This is a genomic window from Microbispora sp. ZYX-F-249 (genome assembly GCF_039649665.1).
GTDB classification, from domain to species: Bacteria; Actinomycetota; Actinomycetes; order Streptosporangiales; family Streptosporangiaceae; genus Microbispora; species Microbispora maris.
Genome location: NZ_JBDJAW010000010.1, coordinates 18,506 through 42,245, shown reverse-complemented (window position 1 = coordinate 42,245; position 23,740 = coordinate 18,506). Strand labels below are relative to the sequence as shown.

Here is a 23,740-nt window from a genome sequence, read left to right as displayed (position 1 = left end):
TGCGGCCACACCCCACCCCACACGAATGCGTGTAGGTCGGTGTGGAGGAGCGGGACGACGGAAAGAAAAAGCGGCCGGAATCGGCCGCCGGAAATCATCGGTCGGATCTCACGGTTCCCGCGGAGGATTTCCCGTGGGCCGGGTGGCTCGCCGGTCTCAGCCGCTCGCGGTCGCCGCGGGCCGGCGGACCGGGCGACGACCAGATGCTGCGCAGCAACCGCCGCACGGCCTGCGCCTGGTCCTCCGCGGTCTCCTCCTCCCGGGCCCGCTCGCGTGCGAACAGGCGGAGCAGGTCGTGCATGCCGTACCAGTCCTGGTCACCCGCCTCGAGAAGGTGCGCGTCGGCGAGGCGGTCCAGCAGGTCGGCGGTGCGCGGCTCCGTGCGGTCGGCCAGGGCCGCGGCGGCCGCGACGCTGACGGCCGAGCCGCCGGCCAGGCTGAGCAGCCGGAACATGCGGGAGGACTCGGGATCGAGCCTCCGGTAGCTCGTCATGAAGCACGGCCGCACGGCCCGGTCGTCGGTCTGGAGTTCGGACAGGCGGTGGTCCTCCACCGCGAGCCGGTCGGCCAGGGCGCGCAGCGACAGGCCCGGCCGGGCGATCAGCCGGGCTGCGGCGATCCGGACCGCCAGCGGCAGCCCTCCGCACAGCCGCACGATGGCGCGCGCCGCCCGCGGGTCGGCGGCGACGCGTTCCGGCCCGATCAGGCGCCCGAGCAGCATGCAGGTCTCGTCCTCGGTCATGACGCCGAGGGGGAAATGCGCCACGGCGTCCAGCGACGTGAGCGTCCTGCGGGCCGTGATCAGCACCCGGCAGGTGGGGCTCGCCGGCAGCAGCGGGCGAACCTGCGCGGCGTCGCAGGCGTTGTCGAGCAGGAGCAGCAGATGCCTGCCGCCGGTCAGCGAACGGAACCGCGCCGCCACCTCGTCCACGTCCGGCCGGGCGGCTCTGTCGTCGCCGAGGGAGCGCAGCAGGCGGGCCAGCACGTCGGCGGGTTTCAGCGGTGCGGCGTCCGGTGTGGAGCCGTGCAGGTCCACGTAGAGCTGCCCGTCCGGGAAACGGTCCGCGACCTGGTGGGCGACGTGTACGGCCAGCGCGGACTTGCCGGCCCCCGCCGCGCCCGTGATCGCCGAGACCGCGACCGCGCCCGGGCCTGCGGAGGTCAGCGCCGCTCGCAGGCGGGCGATCTCGGCGGTCCTGCCGGTGAAGGCCCGGCAGTCGATGGGCAGCTCGGCCGGGGCGGGGAGCCTGAGCGCGGCGCTCGCCTCGGGCGGCGCCAGGGCGGGATCGTCCGCGAGGATGCGCTGGTGCATGCGCCGCAGATCCGGGCCGGGGTCGATGCCGAGCTCGGCGGCGAGCACCCCCCGCGCGCGCCGGTACGCCGCCAGCGCGTCCGCCCGGCGGCCGGAGCGGTAGAGGGCCAGCATGAGGTGCGCCCGGAGGCGTTCGTTCAACGGGTCTCTGCTGGTGAGGGTCTCCAGATCGGCGAGCATCTCGCCGTGCCTGCCGAGCGCGAGCCGGGCCTCCAGCGAGGCGTCCAGGACGACCCCCCTCAGCCGCTCCAGGCGCGCCGCCTCGCCGCGCAGCGGCGCGGGCAGGGGCAGCCCCTCCAGGACGGACTCGCCGCGCCACAGGGCGAGGGCCCGGGTCAGCCGTTCGAGCGCGGCGTCGTGCCGCCCCTCGGACAGCGCGCGCAGGCCCTGCTCGGCGAGGTCCTCGAACGACGTCACATCGATCTCGCCGGGCGTGACCCGCAGCACGTACCCGTTGCATCCCGCCTCGATGCGGGAGGGGGTGCCGAGCACCCTGCGCAGCGCGGAGATGTAGGTGTACAGGTTCGACTCGGCGGCGGCGGGAGCCCGTTCGCCCCACAGCCAGTCGAGCAGCCGTTTGCTCGGGATCGCCCTGCCGGCGTTGAGCAGCAGGGCGGCGAGCAGCACCCGCTGTTTGCGCCGCCCGAGCGGCAGCGGCGTCCCGTGGGAGGTGCGGACCTCGATCGGTCCGAGGATCTTGAAATCCATGTGACCACCCTGCAGTGCCCGGCGTTCACCGACAGGAACCGTACAAATGCCGATAAAGGCTGATTTGTTGGCAACTATGATCGGGAGAATCGGCCTGCGGGCGGTACTCGCGTAAAAGGAATAATGCTATTACGTCATACGGATTCCGGGCTCGCCGGAATTGTGTGGACAGTATGCGGGCATGTGGTGTTACGGTCTTTCCTTATTCATATCGGCGCGGGGATCGGCCTTCTTTCTAGGGGGCGACTGCGGTGCCGTCGACGTGAAAGGACCGGCGCATAATCCGCCGCGCGGAAGCCCGGTCGCGCTCGCCGCGTCCGCCGGCGGGCACGACTGCGCCCGGGAGACGCGGGGCGATCGCCCCGCACCTCCCGGGCGCCGGAATGTGCGAAGGGAGTGCGACGGGCCGTCGGATCAGGCGGCGACGCAGCCGAGGGTGGGGGTGCCGCTGGTGCCGGAGCCGATGAATCCGAACGTGGTGGCCGCGCCGGCGCCGAGGGAGCCGTTATGGGCGGCGTTGCGCGCGCTGATCGTGGATCCGCTCGTGGTCACGGTCGCGTTCCACGCCGAGGAGACCTTCTCCCCGTTGGCGAAGGTCCAGGTCACGGTCCAGCCGGTGATCGCCGTGGTGCCGGCGGACACCCGTACCTCGCCCTGGAAGCCGCCGGGCCACTGCGAGGTCACCCGATAGGTGGCCGAGCAGCCCCGTGAGCCGGTCGGTGAGGGGGTGGGCGTCGGTGAGGGTGAGGGCGTGGGCGTGGGCGTGGGCGTCGGGGACGGTGTGGGCGTCGGGGACGGCGAGGCGCCCGGACCGCCGGTGAAGTTGACGTCGCTGCAGAAGTAGTACGACTGGTCGAGGTGGCTGGCCTGCCACAGGGTGAAGACGATGTGGTGGCCGGTGCGGCCGGGGGCGTACACCTCGACCGGCGTCGTGCTTCCCGTCGGCATCCGGCCCGTCTGGGTGACCAGCTCCAGGTCACTCCACTTCAGCCGCTGCGTGGTGGGGTCGAACCCCTGCTTGGTGACGTAGACGCGGATGAAGTCGGCGCCGTGGGACGATCCGTCCAGCAGGTTGAGGGTGAAGCGGCTGGGCTTGTCCACCGTCTTCCACGGGCCGGGCTCGTCCATCGCGGCGTACCGGCCGTTGGCGGTCAGGCCGCCGCTGCACAGCTGCCCGTCGGGGACGGCGGTCTGGTACTGACCGGCGACGCCGTCCCGCAGCAGCCCGTTCCAGTTCCACATCGCGCTGGGATCGGCCTGCCAGGCCTTGTAGCACATCGGGTCCTCTGTGGCCATCCGCGGCGACTGCCATTCACTGGCCCAGCGCGTGTAGCAGCCGTACTGCCGGGCCGGCGGGTCGCTGACCGCGCCGTGCGCCGAAGCGGGGGAGGCCAGAAGAGGGGTGAGCAGGAGCGCGGCCGCCATCGCGACGACCATCCGCCCGGCCCGGGTCAGGCCGCGGGACCGGCGCTCCCCGCCCGGTCCCGGGTCACCCGGGCCGGTCCTGTGGTTCCGGTCATTCGAGGGGAGGAGCATACGCAACCTCGTCATCCGCACGAGTCTCCTTCTGCAGAGTGGCCGGCACAGGACGTGTTCTCTTGACCGCCGGCCTCGCACACCGTTGCTCAACCGAGTCAGCGACGGCAACCGGACGAGAGCCGCGAAAAGGAAGTACGCCAGTGACCTGGGCAGACGGGGAGAGACGCGACAGGGGCGCCGGGAAAGTTTCAACCGGTCCGGGACACGACAAGGCCTCCGGTGCGGCGGATCGCGCCGCACCGGAGGCCGGTAGGTGTCAGAAGTGGGATCGATCCGGATCGGCGGGTCGTCCGCCACGCCGGAGGGGACCGGCGTGGCGGGCCGTGGATCAGGTGACGTGCCGGGCCGGATCGCCCGTCAGGGCCTGGTTATCGGTTCCAGGTCCACTTCTGGTTGTTGCCGCCGTGGCAGGAGTAGAGCTGGAGCTGCGTGCCGTTGCCGGTGCCGGCGCCGACGGCGTCGAGGCACAGCCCGGACTGGACGCCCTGGATGCTGCCGTCGGAGTTGACGCGCCACTTCTGGTTGTCGCCGCCCCAGCAGGAGTAGATCTGGATCTTGGCGCCGTTGCCGGTGCCGGCCGCGTCGAGGCACTTGTTGCCGTACACGCGGATCTCACCGGCAGAGGTGGAGCTCCAGGTCTGGTTGGTCTGGCCGTTGCAGTCCCAGATCTGCAGGGCGGTGCCGTCCGAGGTGCTCGCGTTCGGCACGTCCAGGCATCGTCCGGAGGCGACACCCCTGATCGGGCCGCTGCCGGTGCCGCCGCCGGGGGTCGGCGAGGTGCCCGGGCTGGGCGAGGTGCCGGGGCTGGGCGAGGTGGGCGGGTTCGGCGAGGCGGCGTTGAGCGCGTTCAGCACCGAGTTGTACGCGGCCTTCTTGTTGCCGTTGCTGTCGAACAGCAGCGGGCTGGTGTTCGCGCCGAGCCAGGAGTCGCTGTCACGCACACCCCACACGGTGATGCCGATGCAGCGGGAGACGGCCAGGCAGTCGTTGACGACGTTGGCGTAGGTCGAGGCCGATCCGCCCTGGATGTCCAGCTCGGTGATGGCGACGTCCACGCCGAGGGCGGCGAACTGGGAGATGGTGGTGCGGTAGTTGCTGTTGTACGGGCTCTGGCTGTTGAAGTGCGACTGCAGGCCGACGCAGTCGATCGGCACGCCGCGGGCCTTGAAGTCCTTGACCATGTTGTAGACGCCCTGCGTCTTGGCCCAGGTCCAGTTGTCGATGTTGTAGTCGTTGTAGCAGAGCTTGGCGGACGGGTCGGCGGCCCGCGCGGTGCGGAAGGCGACCTCGATCCAGTCGTTGCCGGTGCGCTGGAGGTTGGAGTCGCGGCGGCCGCCGTTGTTGTCGTCGTAGGCCTCGTTGACCACGTCCCAGTAGGGGATCTTGCCCTTGTAGTGGTTCAGGACGCCGTTGATGTGGTTGATCATCGCCTGGCGCAGCGAACTGCCGGACATGTTCCGCATCCAGTCGGGCTGCTGGGAGTGCCAGGCCAGGGTGTGGCCGCGCATCCTCTTGCCGTTCTGGGTCGCCCAGTTGTAGATGCGGTCGCCGCTGCTGAAGTTGAACTGGCCCTGCTGCGGCTCGGTGGCGTCGATCTTCATCTCGTTCTCGGCCGTGATCATGTCGAACTCACGGTTCGCGATGCCGGTGTAGGTCCCGTCACCGAGCTTGCCCGAGGCGATGGCGGTGCCGAAGTAGCGGCCGCTCTGCTGGGCCGCCGCGGCCAGCGTGCTGGCCGCCGCGTCGGCGGGAACCGACACCGTCACCAGTGCCGAGGCCGCGCCGAGCACGCCGATCGCGCCGGCGACCAGGGCCCGGCGCCAGCTGTTGACGGAACGCGGGCTTCCAGACGGGGGTAAGGCGTTTGCGCCCATGCCTGAGCCTCCATAGCTGAACGAACGAATAGGGGGGGACACACGGGGGATCCCGTGGAATCGACGCCGCGCTCCGCCGGGAGCGCACACCACGAGGGCGTCGTAGATGCGGGCCCCCTGCAGTGCACCACCACCGGGCAGGGGGACCGCCTTGGGGACTCAGTGTGGGAACCGCGCCGAAATGTGTCAAGACTATTTAGAAAAGTTTCGGCATATTCGCTCCCTGAGGGGGCCTCGTACATGTCAGAGCACGAAACTTTTTCGATCACGTCGAGGCGTCGGGGCTGTGACGAGGGCCTGGGCGGGCGCCGGCCGGGGCGATGGACGATGAAACTTTCAACTTGCTGCGACGGGCGCCCGGCTCCGGTGATCTCCATGCCCAGATGGGCGCACCGCACCCCTGTGTGTCGGCCCGGTGAGCGCCCGGCTACTTGACAGTGCATCCCGGCCTCGTATTTGCTCCGGCCACCACCACCTCCACCCATCCGAGGGAGAGGCGACCGTGAACGACATGTGAAATGTGAACGTTAACAATCAGTGCCTGCAGGACTGCGGCGACCGGAGGTCGCGTGACCCGGACAGACACCATGTCCTGGTCCGCTGCCGATGCCGGCGCGAGTCCGCCGGGCCGTGACCCGACGGTCCTCGGCGGAAGGGTCGTTACGCTGCGATCGTGACCTACGACGTCTATCTCGTCCGCCGTCTCCCCGGTCGCACCCTGCCGGAGACCTTGGAAGCGCTCAACGAGCAGTACGACCCGGACGATGACGAGCTTCCCCCCACACGGCTGACCACCGGGCATCGTGCCGCGTGGGATCGCATCGTGGGACGGGCCACGGAGGAATTCGGGCCGGTCGACGTGGAGGAGTTCCCGTCCGGTCTCACGCTCCGCCCTCGGGGGCCGCACGCCTTCCAGCTCGACTACGACGGGGAGTCCGCACAGATCTACATCCCGTATCACTACGCCGCCGAGGAGGCGGTCGCCGTGCTGACCAAGGCGTACCGGCTCGCGCGCGTGGTCGAGGAGGAGACCGGACTGGAGGGCTACGACGCTCAGACCGATCGGCCGACCGCCGAGAACGACATGGCGAGCGCCGTCGCCCAGTTCACGGGCATCGTCCGGTGGATGGCGGAGAACCTGCTCTGAGGGTCGAAAGCGGGCGAGATCGTCCGCTACGCCACCGCGGGCAGCCGTGACACGCGCGAATCGGCCCCGCCCGTGACGGCGAGGCCGACAGCGTCGGGAACGTCGCCTTACTTCATGTTGGCGACGACGAACGGGGCGTGGCCGTGCAGGTAGTTGTTCCACCCGCCGGTGACCGGCGCGCCGGGGGAGAGGATGTTGGTGGAGTCGGTGCCGACGTCGAGCTTCCAAGCGGCCCAGGAGATGCCGTTGGCCTTCATCCAGTTGATCCAGGTCTGCGCCTCGTCGAGGCAGACCCTGCCGTCGAGGCCGCCGTCGGCGTTGCTCGCGCCCCACTCGGTGACGAACAGCGGCAGGCCGGCCCTGATCGCCGCGTCGCCCTTGGCGCGCAGTGAGGCGCCGTGCGTGCACGAGTAGAAGTGCAGCGTGTACATGAGGTTGGTGCCGGAGACGGGGCTGGTCGCCGCGGTGTCCACGTCCTGCGACCAGGTCGGGGTGCCGAGCACGATGATGTTGTCCGGATCGGCGGCGCGGATCGCGGACACGACCGCCTGGTGGTACGGCTTCAGCACGCCGGTCCAGCTGAGCTGCAGCGGCTCGTTCCAGTCCTCCCAGATGACGTTGGGCAGGTGACCGTAGCGCTTGGCCAGGTCGGAGAAGAACGCCACCGCCTGCGCCTGCTCCTTGTGGGCCTCATGCGCGTGGAAGTCCACGATCACGTACACCCCGGCGGCGACGGCGTTGTTGATGATTGTCTCCACCTGTGCGCGGGCCTTGTTCGGGTCGCTCAGGTAGGCGCCGGCCGGCTCCACGCCCATCGCGGCCCGGAAGACCTGCAGGTTCCAGTTGTCCCGCATCCACTTCAGGGCGGACAGGTTCTCGGCGTACGGGGCGGTCTCCCAGTTGAGCCACATGCTGCTCACGCCGCGCAGCTGGACCTTCGCGTTGTTCTTGTCGCACATCGTGGTGCCGCAGACGTGCAGCTGGCCGTGCCGTTCGACGGGAGTGCCGGTGGCGGGCGTGACGCTGGGGCTCGGCGAGGGCGAGGGAGAGGGCGAACGCGTGGGGGAGGACGAGGGGGAGGGGGACGGGCTGGCGGACGTGACGCCGCCGGTGCAGGTCACGCCGTTCAGCGCGAAGCTGGAGGGCGCCGGGTTGGAGCCGTTCCAGCTGCCGTTGAACCCGAACTCCGTGCTGCCCCCGCTGGGGAGGCTGCCGTTGTAGGAGAGGTTGCTCACCGTGACCTGGGAGCCGGACTGGGTGTGGCTGCCGTTCCAGAGCTGGGTGATGGTCTGCCCGGCGGGGAACGACCAGGTCAGCTTCCAGCCGTTGATCGCGTCACCGAGGTTGCGGACGCTGACGCTCGCGCCGAAGCCGCCTTGCCACTGGTTGGTGACCGTGTAGTTGACCTGGCATCCGGCCGCGGCCGCCGAGGCGGCGTGCGCGCCGGCCACTCCGGCGCCGGCCGCCAACAGCGCGACGGCGGCGGCCGACAGGCTCAACCGGCGGCGCAAAGAGCTGACTTGTCGCATAGATGTCTTCCACTTTCCGAGATGTGACGTTCCTCGGGGCGCCGAATACGCCCTGGTGGAACACCAGTTGAGGACCGGCGTCGGCGCGGAGCGGGCTCCTGGCGCTGACGTTTCGCGACGCCGATGTCCGCGGACGGTGCTCTGCCGCGGTGAGCCAATCCCGGCGGGGAGGGGCGAGTCAACGAGGTGACGTTTGCCCTGTTCTCACCTCGCCGCGTGGAATGCCGTTCGAACAGGCGCTTCGCGCGAGCATGGGGAAGACCGGCCGTCACGACGGCGATGAATCTTTCAGCCCTGCTCCGCGCTGAAACGGGCGGTGCTGATCCGAATCATGAAGTCGGCAGCGCGATCCGTTCGCCTTCCTTGTCGCGAGTCGTCCAGAGGTAGACCAGCGCGCCGGCGAACAGCACGATCGAGGTCCACTGATTGATCCGCAGCCCAAGGAGCGTCACCGCGTGGTCGACGCCGCCCACCGGGTCGACCCGCAGCCCCTCGATCCAGAACCGCCCGAACGTGTAGCCGGCGACGTAGAGGGCGAACAGGCGGCCGTGACGCGGCGTGAACCGCTTACCGGCCAGGATCAGTCCGAAACCGAGTGCCGCGTCCCACAGCGACTCGTACAGGAACGCCGGGTGGTAGAGCACACCCGGCTCGCCGCCGTGCGCCTGGTCGATCTCCAGGCCCCACGGCAGCGTGGTCGGACCGCCGTACAGCTCCTGGTTGAACCAGTTGCCCCAGCGGGCGATCGCCTGCCCGAACGCGAGGCCGGGCGCGATCGTGTCGGCCACGGCGCCCAGAGCGAGCCCCCGGCGGCGGCAGGCCAGCCACACGCCCACGCCTCCCAGGGCGACCGCACCCCAGATGCTGAGCCCGCCTTCCCAGATGAACAGCGCCCGGTACGGCTCCTTGATCGCGCGCGGGCCGAAATAGGTCTGCCAGTCGGTGATGACGTGGTAGAGACGGGCGCCGATCAGGCCGAAAATCACCCCGGGAACCGCGATGTCGCTGATCGCCCCTTTCTCGCCGCCGCGGGCGTGCCAGCGGCGTTCGCCGAGCCAGGTGCCGAAGATGATCGCGACGATGAAACACAATGCGTAGGCCCGGACCGGGATGAATCCGAGATGCCAAACCCCCTCGGCAGGGCTGGGAATCGAGGCGAGGGGCATGCCGATGAGGCTAGTCAACGCGAGGTCTCCCGGCCGCCTCCGTGACCTGATCGCAAAAAACAATCGGTTCCCAGAAATCGGGAGAAACCGGTTATCGCATTCCGATGACGACCTTTCCGAACGGGTTGGCCGATTCGTAGTAACGGAACGCGGCGCCCGCTTCCTCGAACGGGAACACTCGGTCGATGACGGGCCGAAGCCGGTGCGCGGCGATGATCTCGTTCAGTTGGGCGGGCCTGCTCCGGCATGACGGCGAGCTCGGTGAGCATGCCGTCGAGAGAACCTCCCAGTTGTGGCAGGGATGACGGCTGCAGGGGGCCGTCCAGCCACTGCGGGAACAGCGTGGCGGTGACCCGGTCACCCGGACGCACCCGCCGGACACCCGGTCCCACGGCGACGACCTGCCCGGCGCCGTCGGAGACGGGGATGACGTCCGGCTTCACCGGCAGCACGTACCGCCCGCGCAGCACGAGCAGATCGCGGAAGCTGAGCGAGGCGGCGTGGACCACGACCGCGACCTCGCCGACGCCCGGCATGCGCGGTTGGTGGGTCCGCAGCGACAGCCCGTCGATGCCGTCGCCGCTGTTGACGTGATAGCTCCGTACGGACGATGGCAGTGCCGCCGTCATCGCGGTCATCCCTCGATGAACTGGTAGTCGCCGAGGACGCGACCGTCCGCGCCGAGCATGAGGATCTCCAGCCCGATGGCGGCCACATCGCCACCGTCGCGAGTCACCATCTCCCAGTGGAACTTGACCACGTCGTGGAGGCGTTCGGCATCGCCGCAGGGCCGGAAGACGAAGGTGCCCGGGGCGACGAACTCTTCGTAGGCTCGCGTCACCCGCGGTTCCAGTGCGTCATGGCCGCGCGCCTCCAGGACGAGACGGTCGAACCCCAGCCCTTCGGCGGCCTCTCGCATCTCCTGAGGGGGCCGCAGGACGTGGACCGCGTCGGGGGACCACAGCTCGCGGATGGCGGCGCGGCGGCGTTCCGGGTCGGGTTCATTCCACACGGCGACGTAGCGGTCTGTGAGGTCCTTGAGGTCGAGGCCGGCCATGGTGATCCTTCGGTGGTCGTGGAGAGTGGTTCGCGACCACGACCTTGCTGCGCCCGGCGCACCGCCACAATTCCCCGCAGGGAATCGCCCGCCGGCGCCGAACCCGGTACACAGGAGCAATGATCACCGAATCGGCGAGCGGCGGACTCGCGGGTGCGTTGCGCACGTGGCGCACCCGCCGGCGCGTCAGCCAACTCGAACTGGCGGTGCGCGCCGGCACCACCCAACGGCACGTCAGCTTCATCGAGAGCGGACGCTCGACCCCGGGCCGGTCGATGATCATACGGCTGGCCGAGTCGCTGGAGGTGCCGATCCGCGAACGCAACGAACTGCTCCTCGCCGCGGGATACGCGCCCGCGTACCCACAGACCGACCTGGACGATCCCCAGCTGGCGCCGGTCAGGACCGCCCTCGATCGCGTCCTGCACGGCCACCTGCCGTACCCGGCCGTGATCGTCGACCGGCACGGCGATCTCGTGTCGGCCAACGCCGGATTCCACATGATCACCAGGGGAGTCGACCCGGCCCTGCTCGCCCCACCGGCGAGCGTCCCCAAGGTCCTGCTCCATCCGCGAGGTCTCGCGCCGCGCATCGTCAACCTCGACGAGTGGGCATGGCACATCATCGACCGCGTCCAAGCCGAGAGCCTGCGCAATCCGAGCGATCGGCTCCGCCGCCTCGCCGCGGAACTCGCCGACCTGGCGCCACCGCGTCCACGGCACCTGCCGCCGCATCACCTCGGCTTCGCGGTGCCGCTGCAGCTCCGCACGAGCGACCCGGACAGCCGGGAACTCCGGCTGATCACCACACTCACTCACTTCGGTACGGCCACCGACGTCACCATCGCCGAACTGCGACTGGAAGCATTCCTCCCGGCCGACGAGGCGACCGGCGCCGCACTGGCCGAGCTCGTCTCGTGGTGAACCACATCCGCTCACATCGCTGGGCGGGCGGCGGAGATCCGCGTGCGGGACGCGTCCGGCTCTGCCGGGACGTGGACTGCCCTCTACTGGCTGTCCGGCCGGTCTTATCGTTGCGAGGTGTCGGAAACTCTCGCCTACCGGGATCAGACCTTCGTCAACTTTCGTAGCTTCCGCTTCGACGTTCCGGCCGGGCATGCGTTCCGATGGGTGGACATCAAGCGATTCGATCTGCCTCGCTCCGATCCCGGCGACGACTGGTTGCTGACGGCATTGATCGGCCATACGGCCTTCCGCGACGACTATGCGGGAGGAGGCGTAGAGCCCGAAGGACTACGGCATGGGCCCTACTGGCTGCGGCACATCACCCCGGCCCGATATATCCAGATCGATGAGGAGCACGCGAACGGGCTCCTGCGCGGATGGGCCGGACAGTACGGGGAACTTCCCCCTGACTTGGCCGTTCGCCTGGAACGAGAGGTCTACCTGCCGCTCGCGGCGGCGACGAGCCGATATCGACTCGAGGACCTCGGCCACGAGGCCTTCCACGACTGGGGCGGAGTCCACACCGACTTCCACGAACTGATCCTCATCGACCGCATGGCCGGTGTCCTCTCGCTGCTCGTCGCCGCCGACGACTGATGCGAGACCGGCTCTCGAAAATGCGCGGATCGCGCTGATGTGAGCTCGGTGTGCTCTGGACGACAGTGCTGCACTATGCGAATATACGTTCGATTGACGGAGATCATCAGCGGAAGTGAGCTGCTCAAGTCACGTCAGGGCGCTCGCTTCTCGCCACATCCAGAACGGAGTGCATGTGCGCCCATCGACCTCTGGCCGTGCTCCTCTATCCCGCCGATTAGTCGCCTTGGCAGGATCCCTGCTCGTGACGGCGGGCCTGCTCGTCGCTCAGTCGCCCGCCGCCGCGGCCGCCGGGGTCGTCGGTGACCTCGGTGTCGTCGGTGACCTCGGTGTCGTCGGTGACCTCGGTGTCGTCGCGGGGAGGGGCGGAGACGTGGTGGCGGGCGGTGGCAAGGTCTTCGTCGCCGCCGACGACCGGATCGTGGTCGCGTCCTACGACGGCCGGCCCATCGGCACGATCGGCGGCCTGTCCGGCGCCGTCGCCCTGTCCGTATCGGACGGTGCCAGGAAGGTGTACGCGGCGCTGCGCGATTCGAATGAGCTGATCGAGATCGACCCCGTAACGGTCGCCATCACCCGGCGTTTCGATCTCACCGCATACCCGTGCCCGTCGACCCTGGCGCAGTCCCACGACCGGCTGTGGATCGGATACGGGTGCGGCGAAGCGGGAGAGGGAGGTGTCGTCCATCTCATCGCGTCGGCGACGGCACCATCCGCCCCCGTCCGCGTCGGGCCGGCCACGACACGGCCTCCGCTGGTCGCCGTCGGCGGGGCCACGCTGGTGGCCGGGGAGCCGGGAGTCAGTCCCGCCGTGGTCAGGGTGTACGACGTCAACACCACCCCCGGCATCCCGCGCGGCGAGATACGCGGAGACGCGGACGGGCTGCCGCTCCTGCGGGATCTCGCCGTCGACGGGGACACCTCGGCGGCGCTGACGGCGCTCGCCGACACCCACCGGTTCGACGCCTGGGACACCACGACCCTGACTCAGGCCCGTGCCTACGACGGCGGCGGGTCGAGCGAGCACGATGTCCCCGCCGCTGTCGCGGCCAGTCCGGACGGCGCCTATGTCGTGGGTGGCTGGAACTCCTCCGCGGGTGACTCGGCCAAGCTCGTGGTGTACGACCCGGCCACGGCGGAGGTGATCTACGAGGCCGGCCACCAGGGGAAGGCGTTGATCGCGGGCAGCATCGCCTTCCACGGCATATACACCTGGGCGGTGCTGAAGGACCCCGGCACCGGGCGGATGCACCTGTGGCGGCTGCCGCCTTCGCCCTACCACTCCTCCTCGCTGACCTTGACGGCTCCCGCCGCGGCGACCGCGCTCACGCAGTCGACCTTCAGCGGACGGCTCACGCTGAGCACCGGGTCGCCGCCCGGCGTACAGACGCTCGAGCTGTACCGCTGGCTCCCCGACGGCACCTACAGGCCCTACCAGGAGATCACCACGGCGGCGGACGGAACCTATGAGTTCACCGACACGCCACCCTCCAGCGGGACGTTCCGGTATCAGGTGTACTGGCCCGGCAACTCATGGTTCGACGGTCACGGCGCCTCGGCGACCGTCACGGTGGCCCCGTACCAGCCGGTGCTCACCGTGACCGGACCGGCGACGGGCGCCGTCGGCGAGCGACTGGACTTCAGCGGAACCTTCGGCGCCGACGGCGTCTCCTTCCCGCGAACGACGATCATCGTCTCGCGCAAGGTCGTCGGCCCGGACGGCACCGTCACCTCGAAAGCCCTGCCAAAGGTGGCCCCCGCCGCCGACGGGTCGTTCGGCTTCGCCGACACGCCGGCCACGGCCGGGGAGCACACGTACATCGTCACGCTGGTCGGGAACTCGGTCATCAGATCGGCGAACACCAGCCACGTGGTCACCGTCCTCCAGCCGGACGCGTAGCGTCCCGACGACCGGGTGACGGCGATCCCGATCGCCGTCACCCACGGTCAAGCTCTCCGTGGCGTCCGTCACGGCCATGCCGGGCGGGGTCGCGGAATTCGCGGTGGGGCCTGTCTGGGTCAGTCGACCAGACCGGCGCGGTAGGCGGCGATGGCCACCTGTACGCGGTTCGTGACGGCGAGCTTGTCGAACAGGTGGGAGATGTGGCTCTTGACCGTGGCCTCGCTCATGTTCAGGCGGGCTGCGATCTCGGTGTTGGAGCGGCCGAGCCCGACCTCGACGAGCACCTCGCGCTCGCGGCCGGTCAGGGTCTCCAGCCGGGCGAGCGCGTCACGGCGGCGCCGAATGGGCTGGTCGGTGGTGAGCCGGTGGATCAGCCGCCGAGTGACCTGCGGGGACAGCATCGAGTCACCGCCGTGCGCGAGACGGATCGCCCGGATCAGGTCGTGCGGCGAGGTGTCCTTGAGCAGGAACCCGCAGGCTCCCGCCTCCAGTGCGGTGAAAACGTGCTCGTCGCTGTCGAACGTGGTGAGGATGATCACCGCGGGTGCCCGGGAGAGCCGGCGGATGGCCCCGGTGGCGGCCAGGCCGTCGTACCGGGGCATCCTGACGTCCATCAGGACCACGTCGGGCCGGAGGCGGCGGACCGCGTCGACGGCCTGGATGCCGTCCTCGGCCTCGCCCACGACCTCCACGTCGGGTGCGGACTCGATGATGAACCGCAGCCCCGCGCGGATCAGCGACTCGTCGTCAACCAGCAGTGTCCTGATCATGTGATTCCCTCGGCGATGCGTCCGCGGCGTGCCACGGCAGCCGGCCCTCGAGACGCCAGCCTCCCGCATCGTCCGGCCCGCCGTGCACCGTTCCGCCGATAAGCCGGAAACGCTCCGCCAGGCCCACCAGTCCGACCCCGGCGCCGGTCTCCGTACTCGGCTGGGGCGATCGTCCGTTGGCGACCGCGATCACGACGCCGTCTTCCCTGCTCCCGGTGGCCGTGACCGTGACCGGGGCGCCTTGGGCGTGCTTGTGCGCATTGGTCAGGCCCTCCTGGACGAGGCGATGCGCGGCCCTGGCCGTCTCCAATGGCCACGTGCCGATGTCGCCGTGCAGGGTGACGGTCCCGCCGGCCGATACCCAGGAGTCCACCAGCCGCCGCAGGTCGGGGAAGCCGTCGTCGTCATCGCCCCGCCCGGCGCGCAGCACGCCGAGGATCTTGCGCAGCTCTTCGAGCGCCTCCTGCGCGCTGACCCTGATCAGCGCCGCCTCCCGCTCGACGCGCTCCGGCGCTGCGCCGGCGTTCACCTCCAGGCCGCCGGCGTGCAGCGAGATGAGCGTTATCTTGTGCGCGAGCACGTCGTGCATCTCCCGGGCGATCCGGCCGCGCTCAGCTAACCGCGCCTGCTCGTTGCGTAGACGCTGCTCGGTCTCGGCGCGTTCGGCGCGCTCGCGCAGTGATCGGGTCAGCTCGCGGCGGGTGCTGACGTACGCGCCCGCCGCCAGCGTGACCCCGGTGGCGGTCAGCGCCGCGATCAGCGCGTCCGTGCCCAACCGGCCGCCGTCCACCCACTGCTGGGCCAGGAACCCCGCCATGCCGATGGCCGCCAGCGCCGGGAAGCGCGTGCCCGCGCCGGAGAACAGGCTGATCAGCAGCGGCCCAGGATTGCCCGACAGCACGTACGCGCCCGCTCCGGCGACGGCCACCGCGACCGGCCACCGGTCCCGGAACCACACCGCACCCGTGCCCGCCAGCCCGGCGGCGGCGATGACGGGTCGCGGCAGCGGCGCCCACGGCGTCTTGACCGCCAGGACGGTGAGGAACAGGCAGAGCGCCATGGAGGCCGCGCTGATCGCGTGTGGCCCGAGCGGGGCCACCCGCCGCAGCGCCGCGCGGTACGACAGCATCGGTTCAGCGTAGCCAGGGCGGCGGCGCGCCACCTCATACCGGCGTCGATGCCGGACGCCGGGCGGTCTCCGACTTTCGTCGCAGACGACTCTGGCCGCGATGGCGATGTGGCCGCACCCTCGCCGGCCGCATCGTGGACGGCCTGGACAAGGTCAGGAGTCGTCCCGTGTATGTCTTCCGTTCGATGCTCGCCGCGGTGTGCGCGGCGCTGATGATCCTCGTGCCGCCCTGCGTCGCCTCCCCTGCCGCGGCGGCTACCGGTATCCCGGACGAACGTGCGCTGGCGGACTTCTTCGACGCCGCGATGGCGGACGGGCTGGCGGCGGGCCACGTGCCGGGCGCGGTCGTCTCGGTGGTGGGCGGTGGGAAGACGCTCTTCAGCAAGGGGTACGGACTGGCCGACGTCGAGAACCGCAGGCCCTTCGACCCGGACACCTCGATGGTCCGGATCGCCTCGATCACCAAGCTGTTCACCTGGACCGCGGTGATGCAGCAGGTTCAGCAGGGCAAGCTGGACCTGAAGGCGGACGTGAACCGCTACCTCACCGCGGTCCGGATCCCCGCGACCTACCCCCGGCCGATCACGCTGCAGGATCTGATGGACCACACGGCCGGGTTCGAGGACCGCACGATCGGCGTGGGGGCGCGGAGCAAGGACGACGTGCCGCCCTTGGCGGACTATCTCGCGGGCAACATGCCCGCGCGGGTGCGCCCGCCCGGCGAGGTGTCCGCGTACTCGAACTATGGGGCGGCGCTGGCCGGATACATCGTGTCGCGGGTGAGCGGGCAGCCGTACGACGAGTACGTGCGCGACCACATCCTCGACCCGCTCGCGATGCGGCACAGCACGGCCGCCGAGCCCGTCCCCGCCCCCTTGGCCGCGGACCTGGCGCGCAGCTACGACTACGAGGGCGGGGCGTATCGGCGCAAACCGTTCGTCTTCGACAACCTCGCCCCCGACGGATCGATCAGCGCCACCGCGAGCGACATGGCCCACTTCATGATCGCCCACCTGCGGAACGGACGCTTCGGCGACCGGCGCATCCTCGACGAGCCGACGGCCCGGCTCATGCACCGGCGGTCGTTCGCGGCCGATCCGCGCGTCGACGGGTACGCCCACGGGTTCAAGGAGCAGACGCTCAACGGACATCGCGTGATCATGCACGACGGTGGCTGGGAGGGCTTCCAGAGCGCGTTGCTGCTGGTGCCCGACGCCGACCTCGGCCTGTTCGTCTCCATGAACGGTCTGGGCGGTGCCGACGCCTTCACCGACATGATTCCCGCCTTCTTCGACCGCTTCCTGCCCGGAAAGCGCGCCGTGCCCGAGGGCGGTGCTTCCGTCACGCCTGTCGAAGGCTTCTACAAGCTCACCCGGTCCGCCGAGTCCAGCATCGAGAAGGTGGTCGCCCTGACCGGCGCCACCCGGCTGCGGGTGGAGGGCGGAAAGCTGATCTTCCGGGGCTCGACATGGAGCCCGCTGGGGCCCGGGCTGTATCAGCAGGACGGCGGCACGCAGCGGCTGGCGCTCGTGACCGGCGGGAGCGGTGCCGCCTACGTGGCCACGGACGGCCCCGCCTACCAACACGTTTCCTGGTGGGATACCCCGCCGGTCAACGTCGTCATCGTCCTGCTGTTCGCCGTCACCGCCCTGACCGCCGTGCTCGGCCTGCCGGTGGCCGCGGTGGTCCGCCGGGCCAAGAGGCGTCCCGTACCGCGTGTCTGGCGCGCGGGGCGTGTCCTGACCGGGCTCGCCGCCGCGGCCGGACTGGTGTTCGTGGTGCTGTTCACGCTGGTCCTGACCGGCGACACGAGCATCCTGTACGGCGTGCCGGCCAACGTCCAGGTCCTCCTGGTGCTGCCGCTGCTGGTCCTCGCACTCACCGTCGCCGGGATCGCCACCACTGTGAAGGCTTGGCCGCACGCGGGCGTCCTGGCCCGCGTCCACCAGGTGGTCGTGCTGGCGGGACTGGTCGCCCTCCTCTGGTTCTGCCGGCACTGGAACCTGCTCGGCTGGCACCTGTGATCACTCGGAGGGTCGATCCGGGGATGACCTGCCGTACCGGTCAGAGGCGGATATGGGCGGCGATCGGCAGGTGGTCGCTGCCCGTTCTCGGCAGCGCGTGGATGTCGGTCACCGTCATCGCGCGGGTCAGGATCTGGTCGATACGTGCCAGCGGGGCGCGAGCCGGCCAACTGAAGGCGAAATCGCGGGGTGGGGCTGCCATCAGTGCAAGGACCGGGCCCAGCCCGCGGTCGTCGACGGTGCTGTTGAGGTCGCCGAGCAGAAGGATGCGATCGAGCGGTTCGGCGGCCAGCACCGCGCCGAGCCGGTGGGCGCTCTCGTCGCGGCGTACGGCGTCGAATCCCCCGGCACCGATGCGGAGGAACTCCAGCCTGGGCTACCCCTCAGTCCCATCGACTACGAGCAGCAGCCCGATAAAACGCCGGCTGTCGCATAACAGCCGGTGTCCATACATCGGGGGCACTCCCGTTGTCCGCCATGGCTCGTTGGGCGGTTATCCGTAGGTCCAGCCGACAGGCGAAAGGGCTGACCACCTTCAGTCAGGATTGGTCCGCATGTCCGGAAACATCAATTATGCCGTTCCCGAAAAGCGGTCCTACCAGACGAATCAGTAATCCCTCTGGAATCTTCGATGGCACTGCTCCATACTGGGCCCGTGTCGCCCGGCGTGTCAGTATTTGGGGTGGGGTTCGGTGGACAAATGCCAGAACTCTGACGCGCCGACAAGCCGCCCGGTGGCACTTGCCCTGAGGAGAAGAATGGGCGGACAAAATCCGGACAACCTTCACAAACTCCGGGACCTTCTAGCGCAGGCTGTCAGCATCCTCCGAGACGGCCGCCCTGTCGGCACTCCCGCCTTCCGGAAGATGGCCATCACGACCCTGACTCCCCTTGTGAGAGCGGTGGAATCCGCGCTGGCCGACGTAATGGACGCTGACGACGCCGAGGACGCGAGCGTGTACCAAACGGTTGCCCGGCAGATGGCATCGATAATTCGTAAGCCCGAGCAGGACACCTATCGAGCTCTCCTCGACCTGTGTCAGGTCCCCGCGGATTCACCGCTTCTGAAGGGTCTCTCCTCGCCCGATTCCCACGCGGTCACGGCTCTTTCCGATGTGCTGCTGCGGGTGACAGCCAGGTATGAATCGCTCAATCCGGGCTTTTCGCGGGGTGGCGTCAGGCGGGTGGTGGAAGTTCTTTACACACCCGACGGGAGCGGGAAGGAGAACGTCTCCGCGCGGACCGAACAGGTGCACGACTGGGACCTCCTCACAGACGAGATCAGAAACAAACTGCGCGACGGCGGCACAGCTGTTTTCCAGGTCTTTCCCGGGGGTGTGTGATGGCGGTGTTCATCGCCTTGCTCGCAACTGCACTGCTCGTGGGTGGCGCGGTGGCCATCACGTTCTGGGATCGCATCTGCAAGTGGGCCGAGAACAGCTTCCTGCCCTGGGTGGAGATCCACCTTCCATACTTGTACGAGACCGCGAAAGCGGCGTTCAGGTCCGTGGACAATGCTGTATCCGAGATCCGAAGAAAGATCAAGACCGCCTGGGAGAAGGTACGGGAACGGCTCATCGGGCAGCTCATGGAATTCAGGCGCGAACTGTCCGGAGATTGGATCGTGACAGTGACCACGTGGGTCATCGAGAAAATCGGCGCACGTGAAGTGCAGCAGATCACGACCACACAGAAGGTCTCCCGTGACGAGATCCCACAAGAGGTCAAGGATGCATGGCTGAATCGCAAGCAGTCGACCGTAAAAGTAAATTTAACGGAGCTTCGCGACGAAGAACTTTCGATGACGCATTAGGCGCCTGAGATGAGAAAAGATAGAAGGGAATGGTCGCGGGCCATGGTTCCTACCTCCCTGATTGTGCTGGCATGCGTCGCTGCCGGGGTGGCTGTCCTCGTTATCCGCCGGAAGCGCCCGCGCCCAGCGGTCTCCCGACTCGGGATGCTCGTCGCGGACACCCTCAGCGCCAAGGTGGCAGAGGAAACTGGCATTGACGCCGGACAGGTGCACGCGGCACTCTCCCGGGGGCCGGCCGCGACCGACAGTCGCCTTCGTGGCCTGATCTCTGAGATCACCTGCACTTTCCACCGAGCCCATAGGGGCGATACGAACATCGACGCCGTGCTGCAGTGCCAGTACCGAGACGGATCCACGGTCAAGGCCGAGCTCAGGCTGCACCGGGACTACCTGCCACCCGAGATCCGAGCTGATTTCTGGAACACCGGTGGCACCGAGGTCATCCGGAACTGGCCGCTCTGACGGTCCCCGGCGGAGGAAGAAGAAGACCGCATGCCCAAAAACTGGCACCCCATACACGACGAACACGGCGGCCAAGGTCCGGAGGGGCGGGCGCCCCGGTCCGCCGGGAGCTACACGGACCGGTCTCCCGATGCGAAGGCGGCGGACGAACTCCGCGCGGCGATGGACGAGTCGGAGCGGGACATCCGGTTCGTGGCGGAGGATCCGCTTCGCTCTCTTGACGACCTCATCATCCCGGACGAGGTGAAGAAGCGCATCGAAGTTACGCTGGGCAAACTCGACCACCATGATTTGATCTACAACAAATGGGGTCTGAAGAAACTCGACCCCTACCGGCGCGGCACCGCGATCAACATTTACGGCCCTTCGGGGACCGGTAAATCCCTGTGTGCCGAGGCCCTTGCGCATCGCCTCAAGCGCCCGATCATCGATGTCGACTACGCGGCGATGGAGTCGCGCTATGTCGGTCAGACGCCGAAAAATATCATCCGCTGCTTCGCCGCAGCCAGGAAAGCGAACGCCGTCCTCGTGTTCAACGAGGCCGACTCCATTCTCGGTAGTCGGCTCAGTGAGGTCCGGCAGAGTGCCGACCATGGTGTCAACGTCTCACGGGCCGTCATGCTGCGCCAGCTCGATCGATTCGACGGTCTCGTCGTCTTCACCAGCAACTTCCCCAAGAACTACGATGCCGCGTTCGTTCGGCGCATCCTCGATCACATCAGGTTCGAACTACCCGACCTCGACACGCTCCGGCGGCTGTGGTCGCACATGCTGCCGGAGGAACTGCCGAGGGGTACGGACCTCGACGTGGAGTCGCTGGCACAGGAGTCCCTCGGGCTCGCGGGCGGCGACCTGGTCAACGTGATCATTTTAGCCGCCGCGAACGCCGCCACCCGGTCCTTGGACGGGCAGCACGTACAGATGGCGGACTTTCGCACGCACATCGCCGCGGCCCGCCGCGCCCGGGTCGAGGTGGGCAAGAGCCATCCGGACATCAGGCTTGTGAGCGAGGAGACCGTGCCGTTGTCCGAAGTCCCGGGCCACGAAATAGCGGCCGACGGCCCGCCTTCTCTTTCGCCGACGACCTGACAAGCGAACAGTCGATCGCTCACGGCCGCCTCTGAACGGCCCGGCAGAGGACTGTGGGTACGGCCGGGCGAGACCGAGACGCTACCTGGGAGCAACCTGCCTTGCACGCCGGCCGGCAGGCTGTGTGTGGCTGCATGTGCAGTGTCTACCTGTGCCGTTGCTACATCCGCGGATTGCCTGGTCGGCGTGCCAGCGGTGCGTACCAGTGTGCGAGCAGTAGCGCCACGCCCCGGAATCATCCCGCGAATAGTCCGGGGTCGCTGACCTGCGCCTGCCTACAGCGGCGCGCGACCGGATCAGAGCATCAAGTGATTGAGGAGAAATCCCAGGTGAGGGGCTATTTGAGCTGATCAAAGAGTGCCCCGGCCAGGCACACGCAAATCTACAGCGCTACCATCTGCGGCTTCCCGCGGTCGCCTTGTCGTGAAGGCGTGGATTGCGGTAGCCAGGGGACGATTCGGACACTGATCAACCGCATAATCACGCCATGGACCGGGTGCCGATCTCTCACTACTGAGGACCGGCCGGCGGGAAAAGAGAGCCCTGACGCGTCTTGCGGTACCGGGCGGTTGAGCTGCGGGGAGAACTACCGACCAGTTCCACCGTGCCCTCCTCTCGCATGATCGAGAGCCAGCGCCGTACCGTCTGATCCGTGAGCCCGGTGCGCCGGGCCAACTCGGCTCTTGAGAGAGTTTCGTCGCCGAGCGCGTCCAGCAACTGCGGACGCCGGTCGGCCCGCGTGGATGCCGAGGTCCCAGCAGAGGTACGGCCGCGCAGCCGTTGGGACAGTTCGTAACGGGCCCACCGCCGGGTCCCTGTTTGAAACACGAGCTCGCGTGCCACGAGATCCTGCAACTCGGCCGTGGCGACCCGCGAGTCCACACCGGCTGTACTCCGGTAGGAGCGGTTGTCCAAGATTTCCCCGTCCTGGAGCATCGCCAGTGCGATGCACTGGCTGTCGGTGAGTCCTCTCTCTCCGAGGCTTTCGATCCATCTCACGGTCTTCTCACTCAGCAACGCGTGGTTGGGGATGGTGACGGTGAAAGAGGAGATCCGGTCATCGAACTGCGGTGGGCTCATTCCGGCTGCGCGGAGCGCGGCGACCATGGCGCGGATTCCGGAACCCCGGTTCTCGCAGACCGTTCGTGTCTCACCTGGGATGGGAACGTCTTCGAGGATCCTCATTAGGGTCGCGTTGCGTGTGGAAGAGATTCCCTCGTCGGTGAGGTTGTCGATGGTGACCGGGCCGAACAGGCCGCCGGGGTTCCGGACGGTCAGCTTGTCGGGGTACATCTCGATCTGGATTTGCGTGCCACGGGCAGCGCTGGAGAGGTCTCTGTGTACTAGCGCGTTGACTACAGCCTCTCGGAGAGCGGTTTCGGGGTATTCCCACACGTCCTGTCGGCCGGCTCCTCCGATGACGGCCCTTCTGGACATGTTCCGCCGGACCGCCGCCAGCGCGTCGCGGACCATGACAGGGATGGGGCCCTCGATGGTGACATTGTCAAGAAACCGAGTCCCCACCGCCGATGCGTCGCTGGTGGGCGGCGGGTAGTGGACGAAGCTGATCATCAGCTGTGGGAAGTGCTCCTGAGGATAGGAACCGAGCGCGATCAGTGCCGCAAGGGAAAGACTATCCGCGCCGTCAGGCCCGGTCACCAGTATTCGGGCCCGTCTGAGCAGCGCATCGCGGTCCAGATCTTTGAAGGCGTACGGCCTACTGGTGCGTACCCGCGCGATGAATGTCTCCAGCATGACCGGATCGAGAAGATCAAGGCCGGTCCCCGCAACGCTCTGCTCGTCCTCGCGAGGCTGACCTCGTGAGGACAGCATGATCTGGACCTCGTAACTCGACAGACGTCGGTCACCGTCACCGACGCGGACGAAACTGCCCTTGGTCATCCCGGCGCCTCGGTAAAAGCACGGCCGCTGGGCCGGATCCAGTTCCGGAATCTCCGCGACGACGAGCTTCACGCCTTCGAAATCATGGACATGGATCAGCGGTCGCAAGGCGGGCTCCATGTCGGTGGAGCAGAGCGAGGCCAGATCGTTGGAGAGCTTCAGGGCATCGTGCACGCCGGTCGCCGCGAACCCCCTGGTCTCGTCCAGACCGAGGATAACCACCCCACCACCGGTGTTGGCGAAGGCCGAGAGGGTCTCCCGGACTGTCTTCGGCAACTCGCGCTGGGACTTCTTCACCTCCACATCGGAGATGTCTCCGCCCAGCGTTCGCAGGTTCCTGATGATCTCGGCTAGCTCCTCGTCCTGCACCACTCTCTCCCCGCCAGCCAGTACAGACGGAACATGCTAACGAGCATGCCAACAAGCATGCTCGTTAGCATGCCGAGTTGCTATAGAGGATGCAGCTACTGGAGATCGACTGGAAGACCAGAGGTAGACGGGCCAAGATCGAGCGTGATCGATGCATCGCAGAGCGAGGAAAGGCGGCATGTCCACCTTTGTGCGGAAAAGTGCCCCCGGCAGGATTCGAACCTGCGGCACCCGCTTTAGGAGAGCGGCGGCCTTGCACCCGGCTTACATAGTGTGAGCTGCATCTTTGCCTTGCGCGTCCAACGCCGTCGCAAAGATCATCCCGTGTATGTCCCACACCGCTGGAGGCAGAGAGGCGGGTTCCGCGACATCCTCCTGCGACCGG

At 68.3% G+C, this 23,740-nt stretch carries 20 protein-coding genes; 9 read left to right on the top strand and 11 right to left on the bottom strand.

Going from position 1 to position 23,740, the window contains the following annotated elements; genetic code table 11:
* Nucleotides 1–94: 94 nt before the first annotated feature.
* The 3 genes from AAH991_RS14390 to AAH991_RS14380 all read right to left on the bottom strand — a co-directional run bounded on the left by AAH991_RS14390 (nt 95) and on the right by AAH991_RS14380 (nt 5,433).
* Nucleotides 95–2,020, bottom strand: coding sequence for an AfsR/SARP family transcriptional regulator (locus AAH991_RS14390; RefSeq protein WP_346226298.1), 1,926 nt, complete (start codon nt 2,018–2,020; stop codon nt 95–97).
* 414 nt (nt 2,021–2,434) lie between these two features.
* A complete protein-coding gene (locus AAH991_RS14385) occupies nt 2,435–3,571 on the bottom strand; it encodes a lytic polysaccharide monooxygenase auxiliary activity family 9 protein (RefSeq protein ID WP_346226297.1) in 1,137 nt (378 codons plus the stop codon).
* A 356-nt stretch (nt 3,572–3,927) separates the two neighbouring features.
* A complete protein-coding gene (locus AAH991_RS14380) occupies nt 3,928–5,433 on the bottom strand; it encodes an endo-1,4-beta-xylanase (RefSeq protein WP_346226296.1) in 1,506 nt (501 codons plus the stop codon).
* 673 nt (nt 5,434–6,106) lie between these two features.
* Between AAH991_RS14380 and AAH991_RS14375 the strand changes: the two genes are divergently transcribed.
* A complete protein-coding gene (locus tag AAH991_RS14375) occupies nt 6,107–6,580 on the top strand; it encodes a hypothetical protein (protein ID WP_346226295.1) in 474 nt (157 codons plus the stop codon).
* A 107-nt stretch (nt 6,581–6,687) separates the two neighbouring features.
* Here AAH991_RS14375 and AAH991_RS14370 read toward each other — a convergent pair whose 3' ends face one another.
* The 4 genes from AAH991_RS14370 to AAH991_RS14355 form a co-directional block, all read right to left on the bottom strand.
* On the bottom strand, nt 6,688–8,109 hold the full coding sequence (locus tag AAH991_RS14370) for a cellulase family glycosylhydrolase (protein ID WP_346226294.1): 1,422 nt from the start codon (nt 8,107–8,109) through the stop codon (nt 6,688–6,690).
* Nucleotides 8,110–8,438: 329 nt separating this feature from the next.
* Nucleotides 8,439–9,275 (bottom strand): prolipoprotein diacylglyceryl transferase, encoded by an 837-nt coding sequence (gene lgt, locus AAH991_RS14365; RefSeq protein ID WP_346226293.1) that lies wholly within the window; start codon nt 9,273–9,275, stop codon nt 8,439–8,441.
* Nucleotides 9,276–9,289: 14 nt separating this feature from the next.
* Nucleotides 9,290–9,904, bottom strand: coding sequence for an alcohol dehydrogenase catalytic domain-containing protein (locus tag AAH991_RS14360; protein WP_346226292.1), 615 nt, complete (start codon nt 9,902–9,904; stop codon nt 9,290–9,292).
* Nucleotides 9,905–9,909: 5 nt separating this feature from the next.
* A complete protein-coding gene (locus tag AAH991_RS14355; protein WP_346226291.1) occupies nt 9,910–10,332 on the bottom strand; it encodes a hypothetical protein in 423 nt (140 codons plus the stop codon).
* 119 nt (nt 10,333–10,451) lie between these two features.
* Between AAH991_RS14355 and AAH991_RS14350 the strand changes: the two genes are divergently transcribed.
* The 3 genes from AAH991_RS14350 to AAH991_RS14340 all read left to right on the top strand — a co-directional run bounded on the left by AAH991_RS14350 (nt 10,452) and on the right by AAH991_RS14340 (nt 13,794).
* Nucleotides 10,452–11,255 (top strand): helix-turn-helix domain-containing protein, encoded by an 804-nt coding sequence (locus tag AAH991_RS14350; protein ID WP_346226290.1) that lies wholly within the window; start codon nt 10,452–10,454, stop codon nt 11,253–11,255.
* A gap of 117 nt (nt 11,256–11,372) precedes the next feature.
* Complete coding sequence (locus AAH991_RS14345; protein ID WP_346226289.1) at nt 11,373–11,894, top strand: hypothetical protein; 522 nt, start codon at nt 11,373–11,375, stop codon at nt 11,892–11,894.
* 226 nt (nt 11,895–12,120) lie between these two features.
* Complete coding sequence (locus AAH991_RS14340) at nt 12,121–13,794, top strand: hypothetical protein (RefSeq protein WP_346226288.1); 1,674 nt, start codon at nt 12,121–12,123, stop codon at nt 13,792–13,794.
* A 119-nt stretch (nt 13,795–13,913) separates the two neighbouring features.
* Here the strand turns inward: AAH991_RS14340 and AAH991_RS14335 are convergent, their stop codons facing one another.
* Nucleotides 13,914–14,567 (bottom strand): response regulator transcription factor, encoded by a 654-nt coding sequence (locus AAH991_RS14335; RefSeq protein ID WP_346226287.1) that lies wholly within the window; start codon nt 14,565–14,567, stop codon nt 13,914–13,916.
* Nucleotides 14,545–15,696 carry a sensor histidine kinase gene (locus AAH991_RS14330; RefSeq protein ID WP_346226286.1) on the bottom strand — a complete coding sequence of 384 codons (1,152 nt, stop codon included), beginning with the start codon at nt 15,694–15,696 and terminating at the stop codon, nt 14,545–14,547. The genes AAH991_RS14335 and AAH991_RS14330 overlap by 23 nt, the downstream gene beginning before the upstream one ends.
* A gap of 167 nt (nt 15,697–15,863) precedes the next feature.
* Here AAH991_RS14330 and AAH991_RS14325 point away from each other — a divergent pair, with 167 nt between their 5' ends.
* Nucleotides 15,864–17,720 (top strand): serine hydrolase domain-containing protein, encoded by a 1,857-nt coding sequence (locus tag AAH991_RS14325; protein ID WP_346226285.1) that lies wholly within the window; start codon nt 15,864–15,866, stop codon nt 17,718–17,720.
* Between the two features lie 40 nt (nt 17,721–17,760).
* Here the strand turns inward: AAH991_RS14325 and AAH991_RS14320 are convergent, their stop codons facing one another.
* Nucleotides 17,761–18,075 (bottom strand): endonuclease/exonuclease/phosphatase family protein, encoded by a 315-nt coding sequence (locus AAH991_RS14320; RefSeq protein ID WP_346226451.1) that lies wholly within the window; start codon nt 18,073–18,075, stop codon nt 17,761–17,763.
* A 379-nt stretch (nt 18,076–18,454) separates the two neighbouring features.
* On the opposite strand from AAH991_RS14320, the gene AAH991_RS14315 reads away from it, so the two are divergent.
* The 4 genes from AAH991_RS14315 (at nt 18,455) to AAH991_RS14300 (ending at nt 21,084) form a co-directional block, all read left to right on the top strand.
* Complete coding sequence (locus tag AAH991_RS14315) at nt 18,455–19,063, top strand: hypothetical protein (RefSeq protein WP_346226284.1); 609 nt, start codon at nt 18,455–18,457, stop codon at nt 19,061–19,063.
* Nucleotides 19,063–19,533, top strand: a complete 471-nt coding sequence (locus AAH991_RS14310) for a hypothetical protein (RefSeq protein WP_346226283.1) — start codon at nt 19,063–19,065, stop codon at nt 19,531–19,533. Before AAH991_RS14315 ends, AAH991_RS14310 begins: the two co-directional genes overlap by 1 nt.
* A gap of 144 nt (nt 19,534–19,677) precedes the next feature.
* Complete coding sequence (locus AAH991_RS14305) at nt 19,678–19,995, top strand: hypothetical protein (protein WP_346226282.1); 318 nt, start codon at nt 19,678–19,680, stop codon at nt 19,993–19,995.
* Between the two features lie 30 nt (nt 19,996–20,025).
* On the top strand, nt 20,026–21,084 hold the full coding sequence (locus AAH991_RS14300; protein WP_346226281.1) for an ATP-binding protein: 1,059 nt from the start codon (nt 20,026–20,028) through the stop codon (nt 21,082–21,084).
* A gap of 510 nt (nt 21,085–21,594) precedes the next feature.
* Here AAH991_RS14300 and AAH991_RS14295 read toward each other — a convergent pair.
* Nucleotides 21,595–23,355: an ATP-binding protein gene (locus AAH991_RS14295; RefSeq protein ID WP_346226280.1), complete on the bottom strand. Its 1,761-nt coding sequence runs from the start codon at nt 23,353–23,355 to the stop codon at nt 21,595–21,597.
* Between the last annotated feature and the right edge of the window lie 385 nt (nt 23,356–23,740).

Coding starts and splice junctions, on each gene's coding strand:
- AAH991_RS14390 (WP_346226298.1), bottom strand. CDS start 2,020: ATGGATTTCAAGATCCTCGGACCGATCGAGGTCCGCACCTCCCACGGG.
- AAH991_RS14385 (WP_346226297.1), bottom strand. CDS start 3,571: ATGACGAGGTTGCGTATGCTCCTCCCCTCGAATGACCGGAACCACAGG.
- AAH991_RS14380 (WP_346226296.1), bottom strand. CDS start 5,433: ATGGGCGCAAACGCCTTACCCCCGTCTGGAAGCCCGCGTTCCGTCAAC.
- AAH991_RS14370 (WP_346226294.1), bottom strand. CDS start 8,109: ATGCGACAAGTCAGCTCTTTGCGCCGCCGGTTGAGCCTGTCGGCCGCC.
- lgt (WP_346226293.1), bottom strand. CDS start 9,275: ATGCCCCTCGCCTCGATTCCCAGCCCTGCCGAGGGGGTTTGGCATCTC.
- AAH991_RS14360 (WP_346226292.1), bottom strand. CDS start 9,904: ATGACGGCGGCACTGCCATCGTCCGTACGGAGCTATCACGTCAACAGC.
- AAH991_RS14355 (WP_346226291.1), bottom strand. CDS start 10,332: ATGGCCGGCCTCGACCTCAAGGACCTCACAGACCGCTACGTCGCCGTG.
- AAH991_RS14350 (WP_346226290.1), top strand. CDS start 10,452: ATGATCACCGAATCGGCGAGCGGCGGACTCGCGGGTGCGTTGCGCACG.
- AAH991_RS14335 (WP_346226287.1), bottom strand. CDS start 14,567: ATGATCAGGACACTGCTGGTTGACGACGAGTCGCTGATCCGCGCGGGG.
- AAH991_RS14330 (WP_346226286.1), bottom strand. CDS start 15,696: ATGCTGTCGTACCGCGCGGCGCTGCGGCGGGTGGCCCCGCTCGGGCCA.
- AAH991_RS14310 (WP_346226283.1), top strand. CDS start 19,063: ATGGCGGTGTTCATCGCCTTGCTCGCAACTGCACTGCTCGTGGGTGGC.
- AAH991_RS14305 (WP_346226282.1), top strand. CDS start 19,678: ATGCTCGTCGCGGACACCCTCAGCGCCAAGGTGGCAGAGGAAACTGGC.
- AAH991_RS14300 (WP_346226281.1), top strand. CDS start 20,026: ATGCCCAAAAACTGGCACCCCATACACGACGAACACGGCGGCCAAGGT.